Source organism: Pseudomonas sp. P9_2, assembly GCF_034008255.1.
GTDB classification, from domain to species: Bacteria; Pseudomonadota; Gammaproteobacteria; order Pseudomonadales; family Pseudomonadaceae; genus Aquipseudomonas; species Aquipseudomonas synxantha_A.
The window spans coordinates 5,664,963-5,683,113 of sequence record NZ_CP125376.1 but is presented as its reverse complement, the minus strand read 5'-3'; the positions used below and the strand labels follow the sequence as shown (position 1 = coordinate 5,683,113).

Genomic DNA, 18,151 nt, shown 5'->3' with positions numbered 1-18,151 from the left:
CCTCTCTATCAGCGAGCCCTTCGGGCTGTCGTTGATGTCGCTGTTTCTGGAGTTTGCATGTTGTTCCCTATCTTGCTGCTGTCGGCAGCCGGTTTTACCGTGCTGACCACAGAGTTCGTGATCGTCGGCTTGTTGCCCTCGATCGCCCGGGACCTGAATGTCAGTGTGTCCCAGGCCGGGCTGCTGGTGACGCTCTTCGCGTTTACCGTGGCGGCGTTCGGCCCCTTCCTGACCGCCTACTGCGCGCGGTTCCAGCGCAAGCGTCTGTTTATCAGCATCCTGATCATGTTTGCGGTGGCCAATACCGTGGCGGCATTGGCGCCCAATATTTGGATAATGTCCCTGGCTCGCTTGATTCCGGCGTTGGGCTTGCCGGTGTTTTGGGCCTTGGCCAGCGAAACGGCGGTGGACATTGTCGGCCCTGAATTCGCCGGGCGTGCAATTGAAAAAATCGGCTTCGGCATCGTCTGCGCCACCGTGTTCGGGATTCCGGTAGGCACGCTGATTTCCGATATGTTCGGTTGGCGCACCGCCTTTGCAGTGCTTGCGGTGATTGCCCTGGCCAAGGCGTTATTGCTGTTCATTTACCTGCCGGTGACCCAGGCAAAGAACGAGCAAGTCACCTTGCGCTCGCAATTCAAGATCCTGCGCAGCCCGGTGATGCAGGGCCACATCCTGTTGTCGATCCTGGTCTTCAGCGGCATGTTCACCGCCTATACCTACCTGGCGGATATCCTTGAGCGCCTGGCAGGGTTCGACGGCACGCTGGTGGGGTGGTGCCTGATGGGCTTCGGCGCGGTCGGGCTGATCGGCAATTCCCTTGGCGGGCGCGCGGTGGATCGTCATCCCTTGATTGCGTCCATGGTGTTCTGCGGGTTTATGATCGCGGGCATGATGGCAGTGGTGCCGGCGATTCATTCGACCATTGGCCTGGCGGCGGCGATGGCGGTATGGGGCGTGACCCAGGCGGCGATGTTCCTGGTCAGCCATGTGCGATTGATGAAGGCGGCGCCCCACGCGCCGGCGTTTGCCGCCTCGCTGAATATCGCCGGGGCCAATCTCGGCATTGGCCTGGGTGCAATGGTGGGTGGGCATGTGATTGACACCCTGGGCCTGGGCAGCCTTGGCTTTGCCGCATCGGGGTTTATCCTGGTGTCGATCCTGCTCGCACTGTGGTTGATGACCGCCAAACCTACCGCGGCCAACGCCTGATCAAAGGGGGCGCGCAGTTTTTTCAGGGCAGGGCGGTAAACAACTCGCGCCTTGCCCCTTCGGTAATCGCCACGATACCGGGGTGCTTGACCTTGCGCTCCACCGAGATCGCATAGAACGACTCGGTCACCGCGTCGGTCTGGCCGATCAGCACCACGCCGTAGTGGCGCACCACCTCATCGGCGATCACGCTGGGGGCGATGAAGATTCCGCTGCCGGATTGCCCAAACGCTTGCATCAACGCACTGTCGTCGAACTCACCGATGATCCGCGGTTGAATCTGCTGCTCGGCAAACCAGCGCTGCAATCGGCTGCGCACTACGGTCTCTGCCCCCGGAATCAATAACGGCGCACCGTGCAAACACTGTGGGAAATCGCCGCCATGCTGGTCAGCCAACGCCTGGGTGGCGAAAAAACTGATGCCGCATTCCCCCAGCTTCTGGCTGTAGCCCTTGATGTCCAGATGGCTCGGCATCGGGCTGTCGGAAATCACCAGGTCCAGACGCTGGATCGCCAGGTCGGCGAGTAAACGTTCGAGTTTGTCTTCGCGGCAAGTGATGCGCAGCGGTTCGCTCAGCTCCATGGTGGGGGCGATCAGGCGGTAGACGATGGATTTTGGCACCACATCCGCCACGCCGACCCTGAACGGGATCTGTTGCTCATCGGGCTGGGCGCGCAACATCGCCTCAAGTTCGTTGCCGGTCTGGAACATCTGCTCGGCGTAGGGTAGCGCCTGGCGCCCGGCTTCGGTCAGCTCAAGCTGGCGCCCCACCCGCTGAAACAGAGCAATGCCAAAGGTCTGTTCCAACAGGCTGATCTGCCCGCTGATAGTCTGGGGCGTGAGGTTCAGTTGTTCGCAGGCACGCACGATGCTCCCAGTCTTGGCTACCACCCAGAAGTAATGCAGTTGTCGATAATTGAGCATCGCGGTCTACACTTCGTAAAAATCGAAGTATACGCGAGAAAAATACGAATTTTCCTGAACTGTTCACCTGCATAGAATGCATCGCTATCGCGGGGCCACTATTTGGACCCAATGGTTCTAATGAGGAATACAGCATGAAACTCAATTCCCTGGGCGCGGCGTCGCTGCTTGCGCTTTCATTGGTGATGATCGGCGGTTGTGATCAGGTCGAGAAAAGCGCGCAGCAAGTGTTGGGCAAAGCCAGCGAATCGGCCAAGCAAGCGATCGATGACACCCAGAAGGCTGCCGAGCAGGCATTGAGTGAAGCGACCCAGGGCTTGATCAATCCGCAGAAGAAAGATGATCAGGAAGAAAAAGACGCCGAATCGAACACCCAAGAAACCTAATTTCCCAGCACTACCACGTCAGGACTGACCTATGGATTACCTTTTACAACTGGCCGCCAGCCCCACCGCCTGGGTCGCACTGGCTACCTTGATCGTCATGGAAATCGTGCTGGGCATCGATAACCTGATCTTTATCTCGATCCTCACCAACAAACTACCCGAGCAGCACCGGGCCAAGGCGCGGCGCATCGGTATCAGCATGGCGCTGGTATTGCGCCTGGGCCTGTTGAGCACCATCGCCTTCATCGTGCAGTTGACGGCGCCGGTGTTTGAAGTGTTCGGCCAGGCGTTCTCCTGGAAGGACATGATCCTGATCGCCGGTGGCCTGTTCCTGGTGTGGAAGGCAACCACCGAAATCCATCACAGCATGGACCCGGAGCCTGAAGAGAAAGCAACGGTTGGCAACACCGTGGCCATCGGCTTCGCGGCGGCCATCGGGCAGATCCTGTTGCTCGACCTGGTGTTCTCCATCGACAGCATCATCACGGCCGTGGGCATGACCGAGCACTTGCCGATCATGATCATTGCCGTGGTGACCTCGGTGATCGTGATGCTGGTGGCGGCCGAGCCGTTGGCCAAGTTCATCAACGACAACCCGACCGTGGTGATGCTGGCCCTGGGCTTTTTGATCATGATCGGCATGACGCTGATCGCCGAAGGCTTCGGCGCCCACGTGCCAAAAGGCTACGTGTATGCGGCCATGGCGTTCTCGGCGGCTATCGAATGCCTGAACATCGCACGGCGTAACCGCCACAAGCGTTTGCTCGCTGCCCGCGAGTAACCGCTGACCCAAACAGGCCGGCTGCGCTCACAAGAGCCCAGCCGGCCTTTTGCTGTCTGCTAGAATCGGCCCACTTGATAGCTTGAGGTCTTCCATGAACGAGCCGATTCGCCTTACCCAGTACAGCCACGGTGCGGGTTGCGGCTGCAAGATTTCGCCCCAGGTGTTGGAGGTGATCCTTGCCGGCAGCGGCGCACAGAACCTGGACCCCAACCTGTGGGTGGGCAACGCCTCACGTGATGATGCGGCGGTTTACGCCATTGACGACGAGCGCGGCGTGGTCTCCACCACGGACTTTTTCATGCCGATAGTCGACGATCCCTTCGACTTCGGCCGCATCGCCGCCACCAATGCGATCAGCGACATTTATGCCATGGGCGGCGACCCCTTGATGGCCATCGCTATTCTTGGCTGGCCGGTCAACGTGCTGGCGCCGGAGATTGCCCGCGAAGTGATCCGCGGGGGCCGTTCAGTGTGCGACGCCGCCGGTATCCCGCTGGCGGGTGGGCATTCCATTGACGCCCCGGAGCCGATCTTTGGCCTGGCCGTTACCGGGATCGTGCAAAAGCGCCACATGAAGCGCAACGACACTGCCACTGCCGGCTGCAAGCTGTACCTGACCAAGCCTTTGGGCATTGGTATCCTCACCACCGCCGAAAAGAAGGGCAAGTTGCGCGAGGCCGACGTCGGCCTGGCCCGTGACTGGATGTGCACCCTCAACAAGCCCGGCAGCCGTTTCGGCAAGTTGGCCGGTGTCACTGCGATGACAGACGTTACCGGTTTCGGCCTGCTCGGCCACTTGGTGGAAATGGCTGATGGCAGTGGCCTGACGGCCCGCATTGAATATGCAAAAGTCCCACGCCTGCCAGGGGTTGAGTACTACCTGGACCAGGGCTGCGTACCGGGCGGTACTTTGCGCAACTTCGACAGCTACGCCAGCAAGCTCGGGCGCGTGCAGGAGTTGCACAAGCGCGTACTGTGCGACCCACAGACCAGCGGTGGCCTGCTGATCGCCGTCACCCCCGAAGGCGATGCCGAGTTTCATGCGGTAGCCGCCGAACTGGGCCTGAACCTTGAGCCAATCGGCGAACTGCTTGAGCGACAGACCAACGCGGTAGAGGTGATTTGATGGCAACTGACATCACCGATTACCGCGACATCTTCCTCAATGACCGGCCGATGATGGATACCCGCGCGCCGGTCGAATTTGTCAAGGGCGCGTTCCCCGGCGTGGTCAACCTGCCGCTGATGACCGACGACGAGCGCCAGCGGGTGGGCACCTGCTACAAGCAACAAGGCCAGCAAGCTGCAATTGTCCTGGGCCATGAGCTGGTCTCTGGAGCGATCAAGACCGAGCGCATCGAGCAATGGGCGCAGTTTGCCCAGGCTAATCCGGATGGCTACCTCTACTGCTTTCGCGGTGGGCTGCGCTCGCAAATCGTGCAGCAATGGTTGAAAGCCGAAGCGGGGATCGAATATCCCCGGGTCGGCGGTGGTTACAAGGCCATGCGTACCTTCCTGCTGGATACTTTGGAGCAGGCGACCGCCCAGTGTGATTTCGTGCTGCTTGGCGGTATGACCGGTACCGGCAAGACCGAGGTATTGGGTCAACTGCGCAACGCCCTGGACCTGGAGGGCCATGCCAACCATCGCGGTTCCAGCTTCGGCAAGCGTGCCACCGCGCAACCGTCCAATATCGACTTCGAGAACCGCCTGGCGGTCGACCTGTTGAAAAAGCGTGCAGGCGGTATCGGGCAGTTTGTAGTCGAGGACGAGAGCCGCATGATCGGCAGTTGCGCGCTGCCCCTGCCGTTACACAAGGGGATGCAGACGTTTCCGATGGTGTGGCTGGAAGACAGCGTCGAAGGCCGCGTCGAGCGCATCCTGAAGGATTACGTGGTCGACCTGTGCGCCGAGTTCATTGACGTGTTTGGTGAAGGCGGCCAGCTATTATTTGCCGAGCGCCTGACCCAAAGCCTGGTCAATATTCACAAGCGTCTGGGCGGCGAACGTTTCCAGCGGCTGCAGGCGATTTTGCAGGACGCCCTGGCGGAACAGGCGCGCAGCGGTGCAGTGGAGCTGCACCGCGTGTGGATCGAAGGCTTGTTGCGCGAGTATTACGACCCGATGTATGCGTTCCAGCGCGAGAGCAAAGGCGCACGGATCGAGTTTGCCGGGGAGCAAGAGGCGGTGGTGGAATATTTGCGTGAACGAGCATCTCGGGTGGGGTGATCTTTCGGACGCCATCGCAGGCAAGCCAGCTCCCACCTTTTGAAGTGTGAATACATACAAAGGTGGGAGCTGGCTTGCCTGCGATGAGGCCATCAGCCCCACTGAAAATCTAAAGAATCACCGCCCCAATCAACCCACACACCACCCCCACCAGCATGGTCAACCCGGCCACTGTCACCAGCACCCGCGCATCGAAATCCTTGCGCAGCATCAACAGCGACGGCAGGCTCACGCTCGGCAGGGTCATCAGCAGGGCCACGGCCGGGCCGGTGCCCATGCCCAGGGTCATCATGGTTTGTACGATGGGTATTTCTGCCGCCGTAGGAATCACGAACAACGTACCGACGATCGCCAGCGGCACCAGCCATACCAAGCTGTTGGCCATCGCCCCGTCCACATGGGGGAACAGCCACACCCTTGCCACACCGAGGACCAGCACTGCCAGGATGTACACCGGGATGGTGCTCCAGAACAGTTGCCACAAGGTGCGCAACCAACGGCTCAGGAAGGGTTGCGACTCCAGGGTGCTGACTTCGGCGACAGCCTCCAGCGCCGCTTCCGGCACTTGATCAGGGCGCGCGATACGCTGCGCTACCAGAGACACCCCCACCACCAGCACAATCCCGGCCACCAGCCGCAGCGCGGTAAAGTCCCAGCCCAGCACAAACCCCATGAACACCAGCGTGGCCGGGTTCAAGACCGGGTTGGCAATCCAGAACGCCAGCGCCGCGCCCACCGACACCTGCTGACGGCGCATGCCCGCCGCCACTGGCGCTGCACAGCAACTGCACATCATCCCCGGCAAGGCAAACAGCCCGCCGCGCAGGGTCGAGCCCAGCCCGGCACGGCCAAACAGGCGCAGCAGCCAGTCGCGAGGGATCAGTACTTGCAGTAATGAACCGAGGATCACCGCCAGCACAGCGGCTTTCCAGATCGCCAGGAAATACACTTGGGCGTAGGCCAGCGCCGCCGCCAGGGGCGAGCTTTGCTGGTCATTGAGAATCGAGGCGCCAATGCTGTGGTTGTCCGCCGCTACAAACGCCTTGAGGTAGTAGGGCGACCATTTCACATAGTAGAGGCCGATGCAGGCCACCAGCAGAAACAGGGCAGGCTTGCACCAGAACGACCAGCCCCGATTGGGCTGGGAGGACGCGAGGTTGGACATGAAGAGGATCCGCAGGTGAGTCGATAGCCGGGCATCATACGCCCCTGCGGCTCACGCTTCAGATATCTGCACTGACCTGGGTCGGATCCGGGCAGGTTTCATCGCCGTTATTCAGCCCCTGCTTATAGTTGCGACTGAGCAGCGAGGCCTTGCCGTTGTGCCAGGTCAGCGTCAATACGTACAGGGAGTCATAGTCATTGCCAGACCAGTCATCGGTGAGGGTGTGCTTTTCGCCGGACGCTTCGCTGGCGACTTTGTTGATCAGTTCCGGCAAGTAACCATGGGACCAGGCCGTGTAGATCGTCGCGTTGCGGTACTTGTCCTCGACCAGTTCTTCGGCCAGGGCGCTGGTGTCATTCGCTGAGAATTCGATGTTCACCGGCAGGCCAAGCTTGATCGCGCTGGGGCTGATGGTAATCAGTGGGCGAATGTAGCTGTAGGAATTGTCCAGTTCACCTTCCTCGACATTGCGTGTCGGGTTGGCGGCAAACACGTAATTGGCCTTGCCAAACTTCTCCGGCAGGACAGTAGCCAGGTTCATGGCACGGTTCAGGCCCTGGCAATTGAGCTGGCCCAGGCCACCGGCCGGTTTTTCGCCGTGGCGCAGGAATACCAGGGTTTGCACGCCGTCCACGGGTTGGGCACGGCTTTCACGGGCGTCGAGAGCGGTGACGATGGCCGCGCTGACCAGCAGCAGCGGCAACATCATGTATGAATAACGTTTGAATCGTTGCACAAGGCGCAGAGGCTTGATCTTCATTATAGGTTCGAGTCTTCGTGCGTCGGGTTAAGGCGGACAGGCCCGGCCCCAGTGACGCGGCAAGCGTCCTGCGGTATTCCCTGTCGATATAGCAAGGTGCTTCCATTTACCCTTCGGGCGCTCTTAAGAGTGCAATCAGGCGCTTTGGTTCGCCCAGAGGGGATACTAGCGGGCAAATGTTGCGCAACGATGACCCATGCACGGTGGCGGGCAGATGACTATCATGAGGGCTTTCCGTCCAGGGGGTTCTCGATGAACGCACTCGCCGCTTTCCCGATCAACAGCAAATGGCCTGCCCAGCACCCGGATCGCCTGCAGTTGTATTCGTTGCCCACGCCCAACGGCGTCAAGGTGTCGATCATGCTCGAAGAACTGGGGCTGCCCTATGAAGCGCACAAGGTCAGTTTTGACACTCAGGACCAGATGTCCCCGGAGTTCATGTCCCTGAACCCCAACAACAAAATCCCTGCGATCATTGATCCTAACGGCCCGAGCGGGCAACCGCTGGCGCTGTTCGAGTCCGGCGCGATCCTGATCTACCTGGCGGAAAAGACCAGCCAGTTGCTTTCCGAAGACCCGGCCACCCGCTATGAAACCCTGCAGTGGCTGATGTTCCAGATGGCCGGGATCGGCCCGATGTTCGGCCAGGTGGGGTTCTTCAACAAGTTCGCCGGCAAGGCTTATGAAGACAAGCGCCCGCGTGACCGCTACGCCGCTGAAGCCCGGCGGTTGCTGGGCGTTCTGGAAAAACGCCTGCTGGGCCGCACCTGGATCATGGGCGATGACTACAGCATCGCCGACATCGCCACTTTCCCCTGGATTCGCAACCTGATCGGTTTCTACGAATCCGGCGACCTGGTGGGCATTGCCGATTTCCCTAACGTACTGCGCGCATTGGACGGCTTTGTCGCACGTCCGGCGGTCATCCGTGGCCTGAATATTCCGAGCTGAAGCATGCCGACTTTCGAGTTCCAACAACTGGATGTATTCAGCCGCGTACCGCTTAAAGGCAACCCGTTGGCCGTGGTGCTCGGCGCCGATAGCCTCACTGACCAACAGATGGCGGACTTTGCCAACTGGACCAATCTCAGCGAAACCACGTTTTTGCTCACACCCAGGGATCCACGGGCCGACTACCGCGTACGCATTTTCACCACCCTCACGGAGCTGCCGTTTGCCGGCCACCCGACGTTGGGCAGTTGCCACGCCTGGTTGCAGGCCGGTGGCGTACCCCGAGGCGAGGAGATTGTTCAGGAGTGCGAAATCGGTCTGGTGCGCATCCGCCGCCAAGGTGACGAACTGGCGTTTATCGCGCCGCCGTTGTTGCGTGCAGGGGCCGTGGAGGCACCGTTGCTGGAACGCGTGCGTCTGGCATTGAAGCTGGCGCCCGAGGCGATTGTGCGCAGCCAGTGGGTCGACAATGGTGCCGGGTGGCTGGCAGTGATGCTGGCTGATCGTGACGCGGTGCTCGCGTTGCAACCGGACTATGCGCAACTGCAGGGCCTGGCCGTGGGGGTGATCGCTCCCTGTGATCCGGTGCGTGACGCAGTAGACGCGCAATTTGAAGTGCGCGCCTTTATCGCTGGCGACGGCGCCCCTGAAGACCCGGCCACCGGCAGTTTGAACGCAGGTGTTGCCCAATGGCTGCTCGCCGAGGGCTTGGCGCCCAGCCGTTATGTGGTCAGCCAAGGCACGACGATGGGGCGAGCAGGGCGTATTCACATCGAGCGCCAAGGCGATGAGGTGTGGGTCGGCGGCGCCGTAGCGCTGTGTATCCAAGGGCAGCTACAGCTCTAGATCAATAAATTGTTACGCGCCTGGCAATACACTATTGGCCCCTTGGCATTTGTGTTGCCGGGACTTGGGGGCATAAGCTTTGGCCCCAAAGATTTCAGCCATTTTTCAGGAAAGCCATGACCAGTCAGTTCCCCCAAGCCCGCCCACGTCGCCTGCGCCGCTCCCCGCAACTGCGCGGCTTGTTCCAGGAAAGCGAATTCACCCTTAACGATCTGGTGTTGCCGATCTTCGTTGAAGAAGAAATTGACGATTTCGTGCCGATCACCAGTATGCCGGGCGTGCTGCGTATCCCGGAGAAGAAACTGGCCGGTGAGATCGAGCGTTACGCCCGTGCCGGCATCAAGTCGGTAATGACCTTCGGCGTGTCCCACCACCTCGACGCCAACGGCAGCGATACCTGGAAAGAGCGCGGCCTGGTTTCGCGCATGTCCTCGATCATCAAGGACGCGGTGCCGGAAATGATTGTGATGTCCGACACCTGCTTCTGCGAATACACCGACCACGGCCATTGCGGCGTGATGCACGGTGCCCATGTCGACAACGACGCAACCCTGGTCAACCTCGGCAAACAAGCTGTGGCCGCTGCCCGCGCCGGCGCCGACGTGATCGCTCCGTCCGCCGCCATGGACGGCCAGGTCCAGGCCATCCGCCGCGCCCTCGACGACGCCGGTTTCACCCATATCCCGATCATGGCCTACTCGACCAAATTCGCCTCGGCCCTTTACGGCCCCTTCCGCGAAGCAGGCGGCAGCGCCCTCAAGGGCGACCGCAAAAGCTACCAGATGAACCCGATGAACCGCCGCGAAGCCGTGCGCGAATCGCTGCTGGACGAACAGGAAGGTGCCGATGCGCTGATGGTCAAGCCAGCCGGCGCTTACCTCGACATCATCCGCGACATCCGCGAGGCGTCACGCCTGCCGGTGGCGGCATATCAGGTGAGCGGTGAGTACGCAATGATCAAGTTCGGCGCCCAGGCCGGGGCGATTGATGAGGACCGGGTGGTGCGCGAGACGTTGGGGTCGATCAAGCGGGCGGGGGCGGATTTGATTTTTACGTATTTTGCGATGGATTTGGCGTTGGCGGGGATCTAACGGCGCCGTTTATCCCCTGTGGTGAGTGGGTTTGCTTTTCACAGGGGCGAGCTTGCGCAGATACACTTCGTTAGACGTTATCAAGCGATCAACGAAGTGGTGGTTTTTTGAAGTTTTGTATTAATCGAGTCTTGAGCGAGCAGCAGCAGCTCGCTTAGTGTGCTAATTGATTGTGCGGTAAGTTTTAAAGTGGGAGAGTCCCATTCGTAGTCTTTAATCACCTTTATTTGAAAATGCCCTTTTGCATCGAATGAAGGATACCAACCTACATCAATAAGAAAGCCGTCTGGATATTCAACCTGAAGCATGTCCTCCTTTAGGTTATGGGCTTGGTGCTCAATCCCGGAATTCTGCAGTATTGATAGCTCATCGTAAGTGATTTTGCCTTTCAGGAAATCTAACGAGATCATTTAGTTAACCTCCGAAATTCTCTTTCTGAAATAGGGTGGCCGTGAATGGTTTTTGCACTCAACTCTATGCGTATCCAGCGGCTGGATGCTCCTTCGCTGGCCCCAATGCTCTCAGAGTACTCCATCACTTTCCAAGGTTTTCCATTAGTAGTCGCTCTGCCATTTTTATAGGCTTCTCTTTCCAGATTTTCAATATTTATACCCGGTTTGTACTTTGCCGGGCCGGACTTTGTTGTTGCCAAAATATCTTTCCAAGGCATTTTCTTAGACGGGCTGTGCTTATAACCATGAGCGGTCCACTGAATTTCTTCAGGAGCAGGCAGCGTCGGCTGGCTGTCTTTGGTTTTTGCACTGGTTGCAGGATCTTCGACGCCTTCAGCGGGACCGCATTCACCAGGGCATCTACTCAGGCCAAGTGGATCAATCCAGCCAGTAGGGCTGGGCACGTACTGGTACCCATTGACCCCACCCGCCAACTTCACCGGGTCCGGCGTCAGGTAACGACCGATATCCGGATTGTAGTAGCGATGGCGGTTGTAGTGCAGCCCGCTTTCCTGATCGAAATACTGCCCTTGAAAGCGCAACGGATTGTCGATCTTGCCTACGTCGAGCCGGGCGATCTGGCCGTAGGCGCGGTAGTGGGCGGACCAGACGATTTCGCCTTCGGGCGTGGTGAGTTCCTGCGGTGTGCCGAGGTGGTCGAGTTGGTAGTGGTAGGGCGTTGTGACTTGCGGTCCATAGCCTTCCAGCAGTGCCAGGGGGCGGAAGCTGCTGGGCTCGTAGATGTAGCTGCGATGACAATCCGCATGGTGTTCGGCAATCAGCTTGTCGCCTTGCCAGAAAAACTCGGTGGTCTTGCCATCCACGGTTTTGCTGACACGTCGCCCAAACGGGTCATAGCGATAACTAGCGGTTTCGCCGTTCGGTTTTGTGATGCTTATTAACCGATGCTGGCAGTCGTAGCGGTACTCGGTAACGAGTTGCTGGCCCTTGCCGCGCCGTTCGCGGATCAGGTTGCCGAAGGCGTCGTAGTCGTAATGGCGGTCGCCCTGGATCATCAGGCGGTTGCCGGCAACGATGTCCGGGCCGGGACGGTCTTGCATCAGCAGGTTGCCCGCCGGGTCGTGGGCGAAGCGCTCCTGGACGTCTTGGGAATGATCGGCGCGGGTCAGGCGATTAAGCGGGTCGTAGCGGTAGTCGTGTTGGCCCTTGCGGGTGTCGAGCAGGCGGGTGAGGGTGCCGCTTTTGTCGTAGTCGTATTGGCGTTGGTAGAGGTAGTTTTGCTGCTGCGTAACGGCGTGGGCGTGTAGGCGGTTTTGGTCGTCGTAGTGGTAATGGCTGAGCAGTTGACCTTGTTGGCGTTGGTGTTCGCGGCCGCTCTTGAAGAGATGTGAGGTGAGCACTTCACCATTGAGTTCGACGGTGGCGAGGTGGCCGCCTTTGTCGTGGTTGAAGGTGAGGCGGTTGTTGTCGGGCAGGCGCAGTTTTTGTAGTTGGCCGCAGGCGTCGTAGCCGTAGCGCAAGGTGCCCCAGCCTTGGTGTTCGGCGGTCAGGCGGTTTTGGCGGTCGTATTCGTAGGCCAACGCCCAGTGGCCGTCTTCGACGCTGAGGAGATTGCCTTGGCGGTCGTAGGCATAGTCGACAACGCTGGCATCAGGCAGGGTTTTTCGTACGAGGCGACCGGCGTGGTCGCGCTCGTAGCGGGTGATGAGCTGACTGCCGTCGTCGCCGTGTTCGGTCTTTTCCAGCAGGTTGCCGTTGAGGTCGTAGACGTAGGCGGTGCGTTGGCCGTCGAAGCCGGTTTCCTGCTGGATCAGGCCGTTGGGGTGGTAGTCGAGTTGGTAGGTTTCGCCGACTTCGTTTTCGATTTCGGTCAGCAGTAAGCGAACGTTGTCGTAGCGGTATTTGACCTGGGTGCCGTCGGCGTTGATACGGCGGCTGATCAGGTGCAACCCATCGGCGTATTCGTAGCGGGTGACGTGGCCCAGTTCATCGCGCTCGGCGATGATTTTCCCGTAGGGGTTGTAGCTGAACTCTCGTGTGGCGCCGCCTGGCAAGACGAGGCGAATCAACCTACCGACGCTGTCCCATTCATAAACGGTCTGGGCGCCGTGTTCATCCTCACGGGCAATCTGGCGCCCTAAATCGTCATAGCGATAACGCTTGATCCCGCCATTGGGCAATTGCTCTTCCAGCAACTGCCCACGCTCATTCCACACCAGCCGATGGCAACTGTGATCCGGGTACCAAACCCCAGTCAGTTGCCCGTGTTTGTTATAGCTGTAGTCAGTCGCGCTGCCATCCGGATCAATCTTGCGGATGACGTCACCCTGGTCATTGCGCTCATATTTCCAAACCGCCTCACCGCGCCTTACAACCCTTAAGAAGCCGTTGTCATGCTCGTAAGACGTCGGCTCATCATCCCCCGGAAACAACGCCACCAAGCGCCCAGCTTCGTCGTACTGATACGCCGTCACCGCGCCCAGCGGGTCTTGCTCGACGGTCAGCCGGCCCTTTTTATCGTAGGATTTGAAATGCTGCGCGCCGTCCGGATCGATGCGCTGCACCAACCGCGCCCGGTCGTCGTGGACATACACCTCCTGACTACCATCGACGTTATGCACGGTGACACGGCCGTCATCCCCCCAGGCATAGCGCGTGTCCATCTGCGAAAAGCTCGCCCAGTGCCGGACGCAACGCGCCGCCTTGCCGGAGCCTTCCCACTCCCAAAAGAAACTCGCCCCACCGGCCAGCTGCCGCTCAAGAATGACGTGCTGATCGTCGTACCGATAACGCTCGCTTTCACCGACGGCATTGGTCGCGCAAACCAGTCGTCCCGCTTCGTCATAGGCGTAGGAAACAACGTTCTGCTCGGTTTCCCAGACGTAAGGTGCACGCCCTGTGGCGCGATGAACCTGGTAGTCCACCGCGACGATTCGATCCAGCTCATAACGCAGCAGCAGCGAGCGGCCAGCACCGTTATCCAGCCGCTCAATCCGCCCGGAACGATCACGGCAAATGCGTAGACGGTTGTCATACGCATCGCTGATCGAAACCAGTGCACCGTCGCGAAAGTGATAGAACCGCGACGCCTGGGCCAGTACCAGCTCATCAGGCGTCGAGCCCAAGTAGATCGCCGCTTCCGCCAGGCTGTTGGTAATCGCGGGTCGAGCAGAAGTCGGCAAGGGCAGGGTGGTCGAGCGGTTCTCATGGTCGGTCCACACCACGGAATCGCCCGACACACAAAGCCTGTGCGCCAGTGCATGACTCCAGCCAAACCCCAACCCGCAATCCACATCCACCGCACTGGTGCGATACAGCCGGGTCCACTCAAACGGCAAAACCCCATCCAGCGCGCCGTCGGTGAGGGTGAGTAATTCTTCCCCGGTGACCATCGACACCGGGCAGCCGTTGGTGACCGTCTTGTCCGCTGGCGCCGCCGCATCTCCCTTGGGATTCGACGCCACGGCGGGGGCATCATCAACGTGTTCCTGCCGGACCAATACCGTCTGCCGAGTCTTGTTGCGAACCATCGGCACCGGGTTCGAAACCAGCGTGTCGCCCGCCTTCAATGGAACCACCGGCACGGCCTTGACCGGTGTCGCCGAACTGCTCAGCAACACAGGCTTGGCGGCCTCAACATGCGTGTCCAGCCGCGGCCCCGCTACCTGCCTGGCCAGCAACTCCAACAGCGCCCGCACCTGTGCGGACTTGATGCGACTGAGCACCTGAGACCCCAATCGCGCCGTGATCCCCATAGCCCCCAAAGCACGAATCAGCAGTAGATTGATCAACACCTCAGCGGTAATTTCTCCCCACAGCTCAGTCATCTGCGGCGGCGGCAACATGCGCATCCAACTGACCATCGCCGATACATAGATGAACAGCAGCGGCTCATCGCTGAGCACCAACAACCCCTTGGCGACGGAGTCATTACCCAGCGTCAGCAGTTCGTCGAGTTCAGCTTGTGAGAGGTACTGCAGCAGCTTTTCGCTGTTGGGCTTGAGGTTCGCCAACAGGTCATACAGCTGTGTGATGTTGTCCCAAAGACCGTAAAGCGCTTTGCCCATCCCGCTGAGAAATGCCGTTTCCAGCAGTCGACGCCGGTCAAGCGGGCTGATGTCTGTGTAGTTTTCCCACTGTGCTTCGAAATTATCGGTCCATTCTTTACGCAGTCGTCCTTCCAGCCCGGTGATCACCGATTGGTAGGACGCATACAGCACCTTGACGTGTTCGTGGGAAACGTTGGGGTAAAAGCTCACCCGATATTGCTGGTTGCGATCACACGCGGTGATCTCAAGGATGCCGCTCGGGCCGATGGTCTTGTGGATGGGCTCGCCCAACGGGCCGCCGTTTGGATCAACGCGTTGCAGCATCACCGCCGTGTCGCCGATCGGCACGAACCGCGTGCTCTGAAACATATGCACCAGGGTCAACGTACCGTTGGCCTGGCAGGTGGCGACGGTGCTGCTGGGAAACAGGGAGCGATTGATCGGGGCAACGAGCGTTACCTCATCGCCGACCTTGAACACCTGCTCAAGCTCCAGCGCCGAGAAGCTCCAGAAGCTATCGGCCCAATCGTCAAAGGTGTTCAGGCAATCGCGAAAGTCACGGAAGACGCTTTCAACGTCGACCGTTTTCACGTTCATTGGGGTTAGGGCCAGCCTGCCAATGACCGGGTTCAAGCGCCAACCCCATGAATCGGGGGCGTAACGAAAACAACCATCTGCAATCCCTCGCACTGTTTGATCAGGCGAGGGACTTTGCAGCGGTTCACAGGGCAGGGGAGTAGCGCTTATCCGGCAGTTATGTGGGATGTTTCAGCTAAGACCAGGCATCCGCTTCGGCTCACCGACGAACCCCGGTTAGACTTACCTGTCGATATCTGCACTGCCCGGCCTGTCGTTAACCAAGGAAGCCTCATGTATACAAGTCGTCTGCTCTTTTGCCTTATGCCTTTACTGGTGCTGGCCGGTTGTTCCACCTCCCGTGGCCCGCAGCAACCCGAGCGCAGTGAGGCCGAGGTGAAGGCACAGATCGTGCGCCTGCTGCCGGCCAAGGTGTCGGACCGCAACGGTTGGGCCCAGGACATCTACACCGCCTTCGACACCCAGAAAATCTACCCCAGCACCGAAAACATCTGCGCCGTGCTGGCGGTGACCGAGCAGGAGTCTACCTATCAGGTCGACCCGCCTGTGCCGGGCATGGGCAAGATCGCCCAGGATGAAATCCTGCGTCGCGCCGGCAAGGTGCATGTGCCCGCGTTCGTGGTACGCAGCGCCCTGCAATTGCGTTCGCCCACCGGCAAAACCTACGCCGACCGCTTGAATGCCGCACGCACGGAGAAGGACTTGAGCGCGATCTTCGATGACTTCATCAGCATGGTGCCCCTGGGTAATACCTTGTTTGGCGGCTTCAACCCGGTGCACACCGCAGGCCCGATGCAGGTCAGTATCGACTTTGCACAAAAACAGGCGCGGGGTTATCCCTACACGGTGGACGGTACGATTCGCCGTGAAGTGTTCACCCGTCGCGGCGGTATGTACTTCGGCATCGCCCATTTGCTCGGCTACCCGGTGAGCTACGACCAGCCGTTGTACCGCTTTGCCGATTTCAATGCCGGTTGGTACGCCAGCCGCAATGCTGCGTTCCAGGCCGCGGTCAGCCGCGTGACGGGTAAAGAGTTGGCGCTGGATGGGGACTTGATCCGCTATGGCTCCCTGCTGCCCGGCACCACCGAACTGGCAGTGCGCTCACTGGGGGCGAAGCTGGACATGCGCAACCCGAGCATCCGCAGCCAGTTGGAGCAGGGCGACCAGTTGGATTTCGAGGACACTACGTTATACAAGCGCGTCTTCAGCCTGGCCGACCAGGCGGCCGGCAAACCGCTGCCACGGGCGATCCTGCCGGGCATTGTGCTCAAGAGCCCGAAGATCACCCGCAACCTGACCACGGCCTGGTTTGCCAAGCGTGTGGATGAGCGCTATCAGCGCTGTATCAAGCGCTGATCAGCTGCGGCGCTTGACGAAGCGGCGCCACAACCCAACCCACAGCCACACCACCGGGAACGCCAGGATCACAAATGGCAGCACATAGCTGGCACGCTCCAGGGCGTCGGCCGTGCCGTTCACCAGGTTGTCTCCCAGGTGGCTGAACATCCGGCTGAAACGTGACGCTTGGTTCGCACCGTCAGAAGAGCGGAAATTCAGGGTCACGCGATTGGTATCGAGGCGGCGTTGCTGGCCGGCGGCAACCTGGGCCAATGCCTGCAACTCATTTTCAATACTTGCTTGCTCCTTGCTCAGAACGATCAAGTCACTGACGTTGATGTCCTTGCGCTTGGCCAGTTCGTCGAGGCGTTGCTGCTGGGCTTGCAGGCGCTGCTGGCGGCGGCGCACATCGTCGACCGCATCGGCCAGGTCTTCGGCGGTAGTGATGCGCTGGCCGAGTTTGCCGCCTTCAGCCGCGAGGGCGACCATCGGTTCCACACCCGTGGGTGCGATCCGCAGGATGATCTGGCCGCCGTTGCTGTCTTCGGTAATGCCAAGGATATTGCAGGCACCAAAGCGTGCCAATTCACACGCCTCGCGGGTGGCCTGCATACGCGGCGCGAGCAGGGCGCCGGGCAGGGCCAGGGTCAGTTCATGCTCATAGGCCAGTTGCGCCCCGGCCTTGCCCTGTTCGCCATTGATGACCGTGGCGCGAGAGTGGTCCTTGGGTGAGCAACCGGCCAAGGCCAGGCCAGCGAGCAAAATCAACAGCAGCGCGCGAAGCGGGTGGGAATTGCCGTCCAGGTGGCGCATTGCGTTTCCTTGAAATGTGCAGGAGAAATTGATCGCGATTAAAGCCGGTCTGGTCCATTAACGCAAAGCATTGCCCGGGATTTGCCTGGCTGATGGTGGTGGCTGCCGGGTCGGGGCTGGCGTACACCTCAAGCCTCACACCAGGGAAGCCTCCGCCATGACCGCTCACGTACCCCAGGGTTTTGTCCCATTGCCGCGCAGCAGCCCCTTGCTGGAATTGCTCGGCCCGGCGTATTGCCGCGGTGAAGGCTTGCAATTGGAAGTCGGCCTGCGCGCCGATCATCGTCACGCCAATGGGCGCGGTACGGTGCATGGCGGGGTGCTGGCGACGCTGGCCGATATTGGTATGGGATACGCCATGGCGTTTTCCAGTGAGCCACCGCTGCCGTTGATTACTGCCAGCATGACCGTGGACTACCTGGGCGCCGTGCAGGTGGGGGAGTGGATGGTGGTGCGTTTGGAAAGCCACAAGCGCGGGCGGCAGATGGCGTTTGCGACGCTGAGTTTGCAAGTGGAGGAGCGAGTGGTACTACGGGCGAGCGCGGTGTTCGCGGTGCCGCAAGCTGACAGGCAGTGAGATCAAATGTGG

Annotated in this window: 16 protein-coding genes; 10 read left to right on the top strand and 6 right to left on the bottom strand. The window is 60.0% G+C overall.

The features are described 5' to 3' along the window. Positions 1–57: 57 nt before the first annotated feature. On the top strand, positions 58–1,212 hold the full coding sequence (locus QMK52_RS24825; protein ID WP_005786895.1) for an MFS transporter: 1,155 nt from the start codon (positions 58–60) through the stop codon (positions 1,210–1,212). A gap of 22 nt (positions 1,213–1,234) precedes the next feature. Here the strand turns inward: QMK52_RS24825 and nhaR are convergent, their stop codons facing one another. Beyond that, positions 1,235–2,137 (bottom strand): transcriptional activator NhaR, encoded by a 903-nt coding sequence (nhaR, locus tag QMK52_RS24820; protein WP_005786897.1) that lies wholly within the window; start codon positions 2,135–2,137, stop codon positions 1,235–1,237. A 134-nt stretch (positions 2,138–2,271) separates the two neighbouring features. On the opposite strand from nhaR, the gene QMK52_RS24815 reads away from it, so the two are divergent. The 4 genes from QMK52_RS24815 to mnmH all read left to right on the top strand — a co-directional run bounded on the left by QMK52_RS24815 (position 2,272) and on the right by mnmH (position 5,536). Continuing rightward, complete coding sequence (locus tag QMK52_RS24815; protein ID WP_005786899.1) at positions 2,272–2,523, top strand: hypothetical protein; 252 nt, start codon at positions 2,272–2,274, stop codon at positions 2,521–2,523. Positions 2,524–2,554: 31 nt separating this feature from the next. Continuing rightward, positions 2,555–3,304 (top strand): TerC family protein, encoded by a 750-nt coding sequence (locus tag QMK52_RS24810; RefSeq protein WP_005786902.1) that lies wholly within the window; start codon positions 2,555–2,557, stop codon positions 3,302–3,304. A 94-nt stretch (positions 3,305–3,398) separates the two neighbouring features. After that, the gene (gene selD, locus QMK52_RS24805) at positions 3,399–4,433 is read left to right on the top strand and encodes a selenide, water dikinase SelD (protein WP_005786904.1); all 1,035 of its coding nucleotides are present in this window, start codon (positions 3,399–3,401) and stop codon (positions 4,431–4,433) included. Further along, positions 4,433–5,536 carry a tRNA 2-selenouridine(34) synthase MnmH gene (mnmH, locus tag QMK52_RS24800; RefSeq protein WP_194440409.1) on the top strand — a complete coding sequence of 368 codons (1,104 nt, stop codon included), beginning with the start codon at positions 4,433–4,435 and terminating at the stop codon, positions 5,534–5,536. Before selD ends, mnmH begins: the two co-directional genes overlap by 1 nt. Positions 5,537–5,645: 109 nt before the next feature. Here the strand turns inward: mnmH and QMK52_RS24795 are convergent, their stop codons facing one another. Beyond that, positions 5,646–6,701, bottom strand: coding sequence for a permease (locus QMK52_RS24795; RefSeq protein ID WP_320403603.1), 1,056 nt, complete (start codon positions 6,699–6,701; stop codon positions 5,646–5,648). 58 nt (positions 6,702–6,759) lie between these two features. Beyond that, on the bottom strand, positions 6,760–7,461 hold the full coding sequence (locus QMK52_RS24790; protein ID WP_005786910.1) for a hypothetical protein: 702 nt from the start codon (positions 7,459–7,461) through the stop codon (positions 6,760–6,762). Between the two features lie 252 nt (positions 7,462–7,713). Here QMK52_RS24790 and QMK52_RS24785 point away from each other — a divergent pair, with 252 nt between their 5' ends. The 3 genes from QMK52_RS24785 (at position 7,714) to hemB (ending at position 10,349) form a co-directional block, all read left to right on the top strand. Continuing rightward, complete coding sequence (locus QMK52_RS24785; protein WP_005786912.1) at positions 7,714–8,412, top strand: glutathione S-transferase N-terminal domain-containing protein; 699 nt, start codon at positions 7,714–7,716, stop codon at positions 8,410–8,412. Between the two features lie 3 nt (positions 8,413–8,415). Further along, positions 8,416–9,258: a PhzF family phenazine biosynthesis protein gene (locus tag QMK52_RS24780; protein WP_194440412.1), complete on the top strand. Its 843-nt coding sequence runs from the start codon at positions 8,416–8,418 to the stop codon at positions 9,256–9,258. Positions 9,259–9,374: 116 nt separating this feature from the next. Further along, the gene (gene hemB / locus QMK52_RS24775; protein ID WP_005786915.1) at positions 9,375–10,349 is read left to right on the top strand and encodes a porphobilinogen synthase; all 975 of its coding nucleotides are present in this window, start codon (positions 9,375–9,377) and stop codon (positions 10,347–10,349) included. Positions 10,350–10,429: 80 nt separating this feature from the next. Here the strand turns inward: hemB and QMK52_RS24770 are convergent, their stop codons facing one another. Continuing rightward, entirely contained in the window at positions 10,430–10,759 is a 330-nt protein-coding gene (locus tag QMK52_RS24770; RefSeq protein WP_032803409.1) for a hypothetical protein, read from the bottom strand. Beyond that, positions 10,756–15,408 (bottom strand): RHS repeat-associated core domain-containing protein, encoded by a 4,653-nt coding sequence (locus QMK52_RS24765; RefSeq protein WP_320403602.1) that lies wholly within the window; start codon positions 15,406–15,408, stop codon positions 10,756–10,758. The genes QMK52_RS24770 and QMK52_RS24765 overlap by 4 nt, the downstream gene beginning before the upstream one ends. A gap of 273 nt (positions 15,409–15,681) precedes the next feature. Between QMK52_RS24765 and QMK52_RS24760 the strand changes: the two genes are divergently transcribed. Beyond that, on the top strand, positions 15,682–16,767 hold the full coding sequence (locus QMK52_RS24760; RefSeq protein ID WP_005786919.1) for a DUF1615 domain-containing protein: 1,086 nt from the start codon (positions 15,682–15,684) through the stop codon (positions 16,765–16,767). On the opposite strand, the gene QMK52_RS24755 is transcribed toward QMK52_RS24760, so the two are convergent. Next, entirely contained in the window at positions 16,768–17,562 is a 795-nt protein-coding gene (locus QMK52_RS24755; RefSeq protein ID WP_194440415.1) for a DUF4349 domain-containing protein, read from the bottom strand. Between the two features lie 157 nt (positions 17,563–17,719). Between QMK52_RS24755 and QMK52_RS24750 the strand changes: the two genes are divergently transcribed. After that, positions 17,720–18,139, top strand: a complete 420-nt coding sequence (locus tag QMK52_RS24750; RefSeq protein WP_005786923.1) for a PaaI family thioesterase — start codon at positions 17,720–17,722, stop codon at positions 18,137–18,139. Positions 18,140–18,151: the final 12 nt, after the last annotated feature.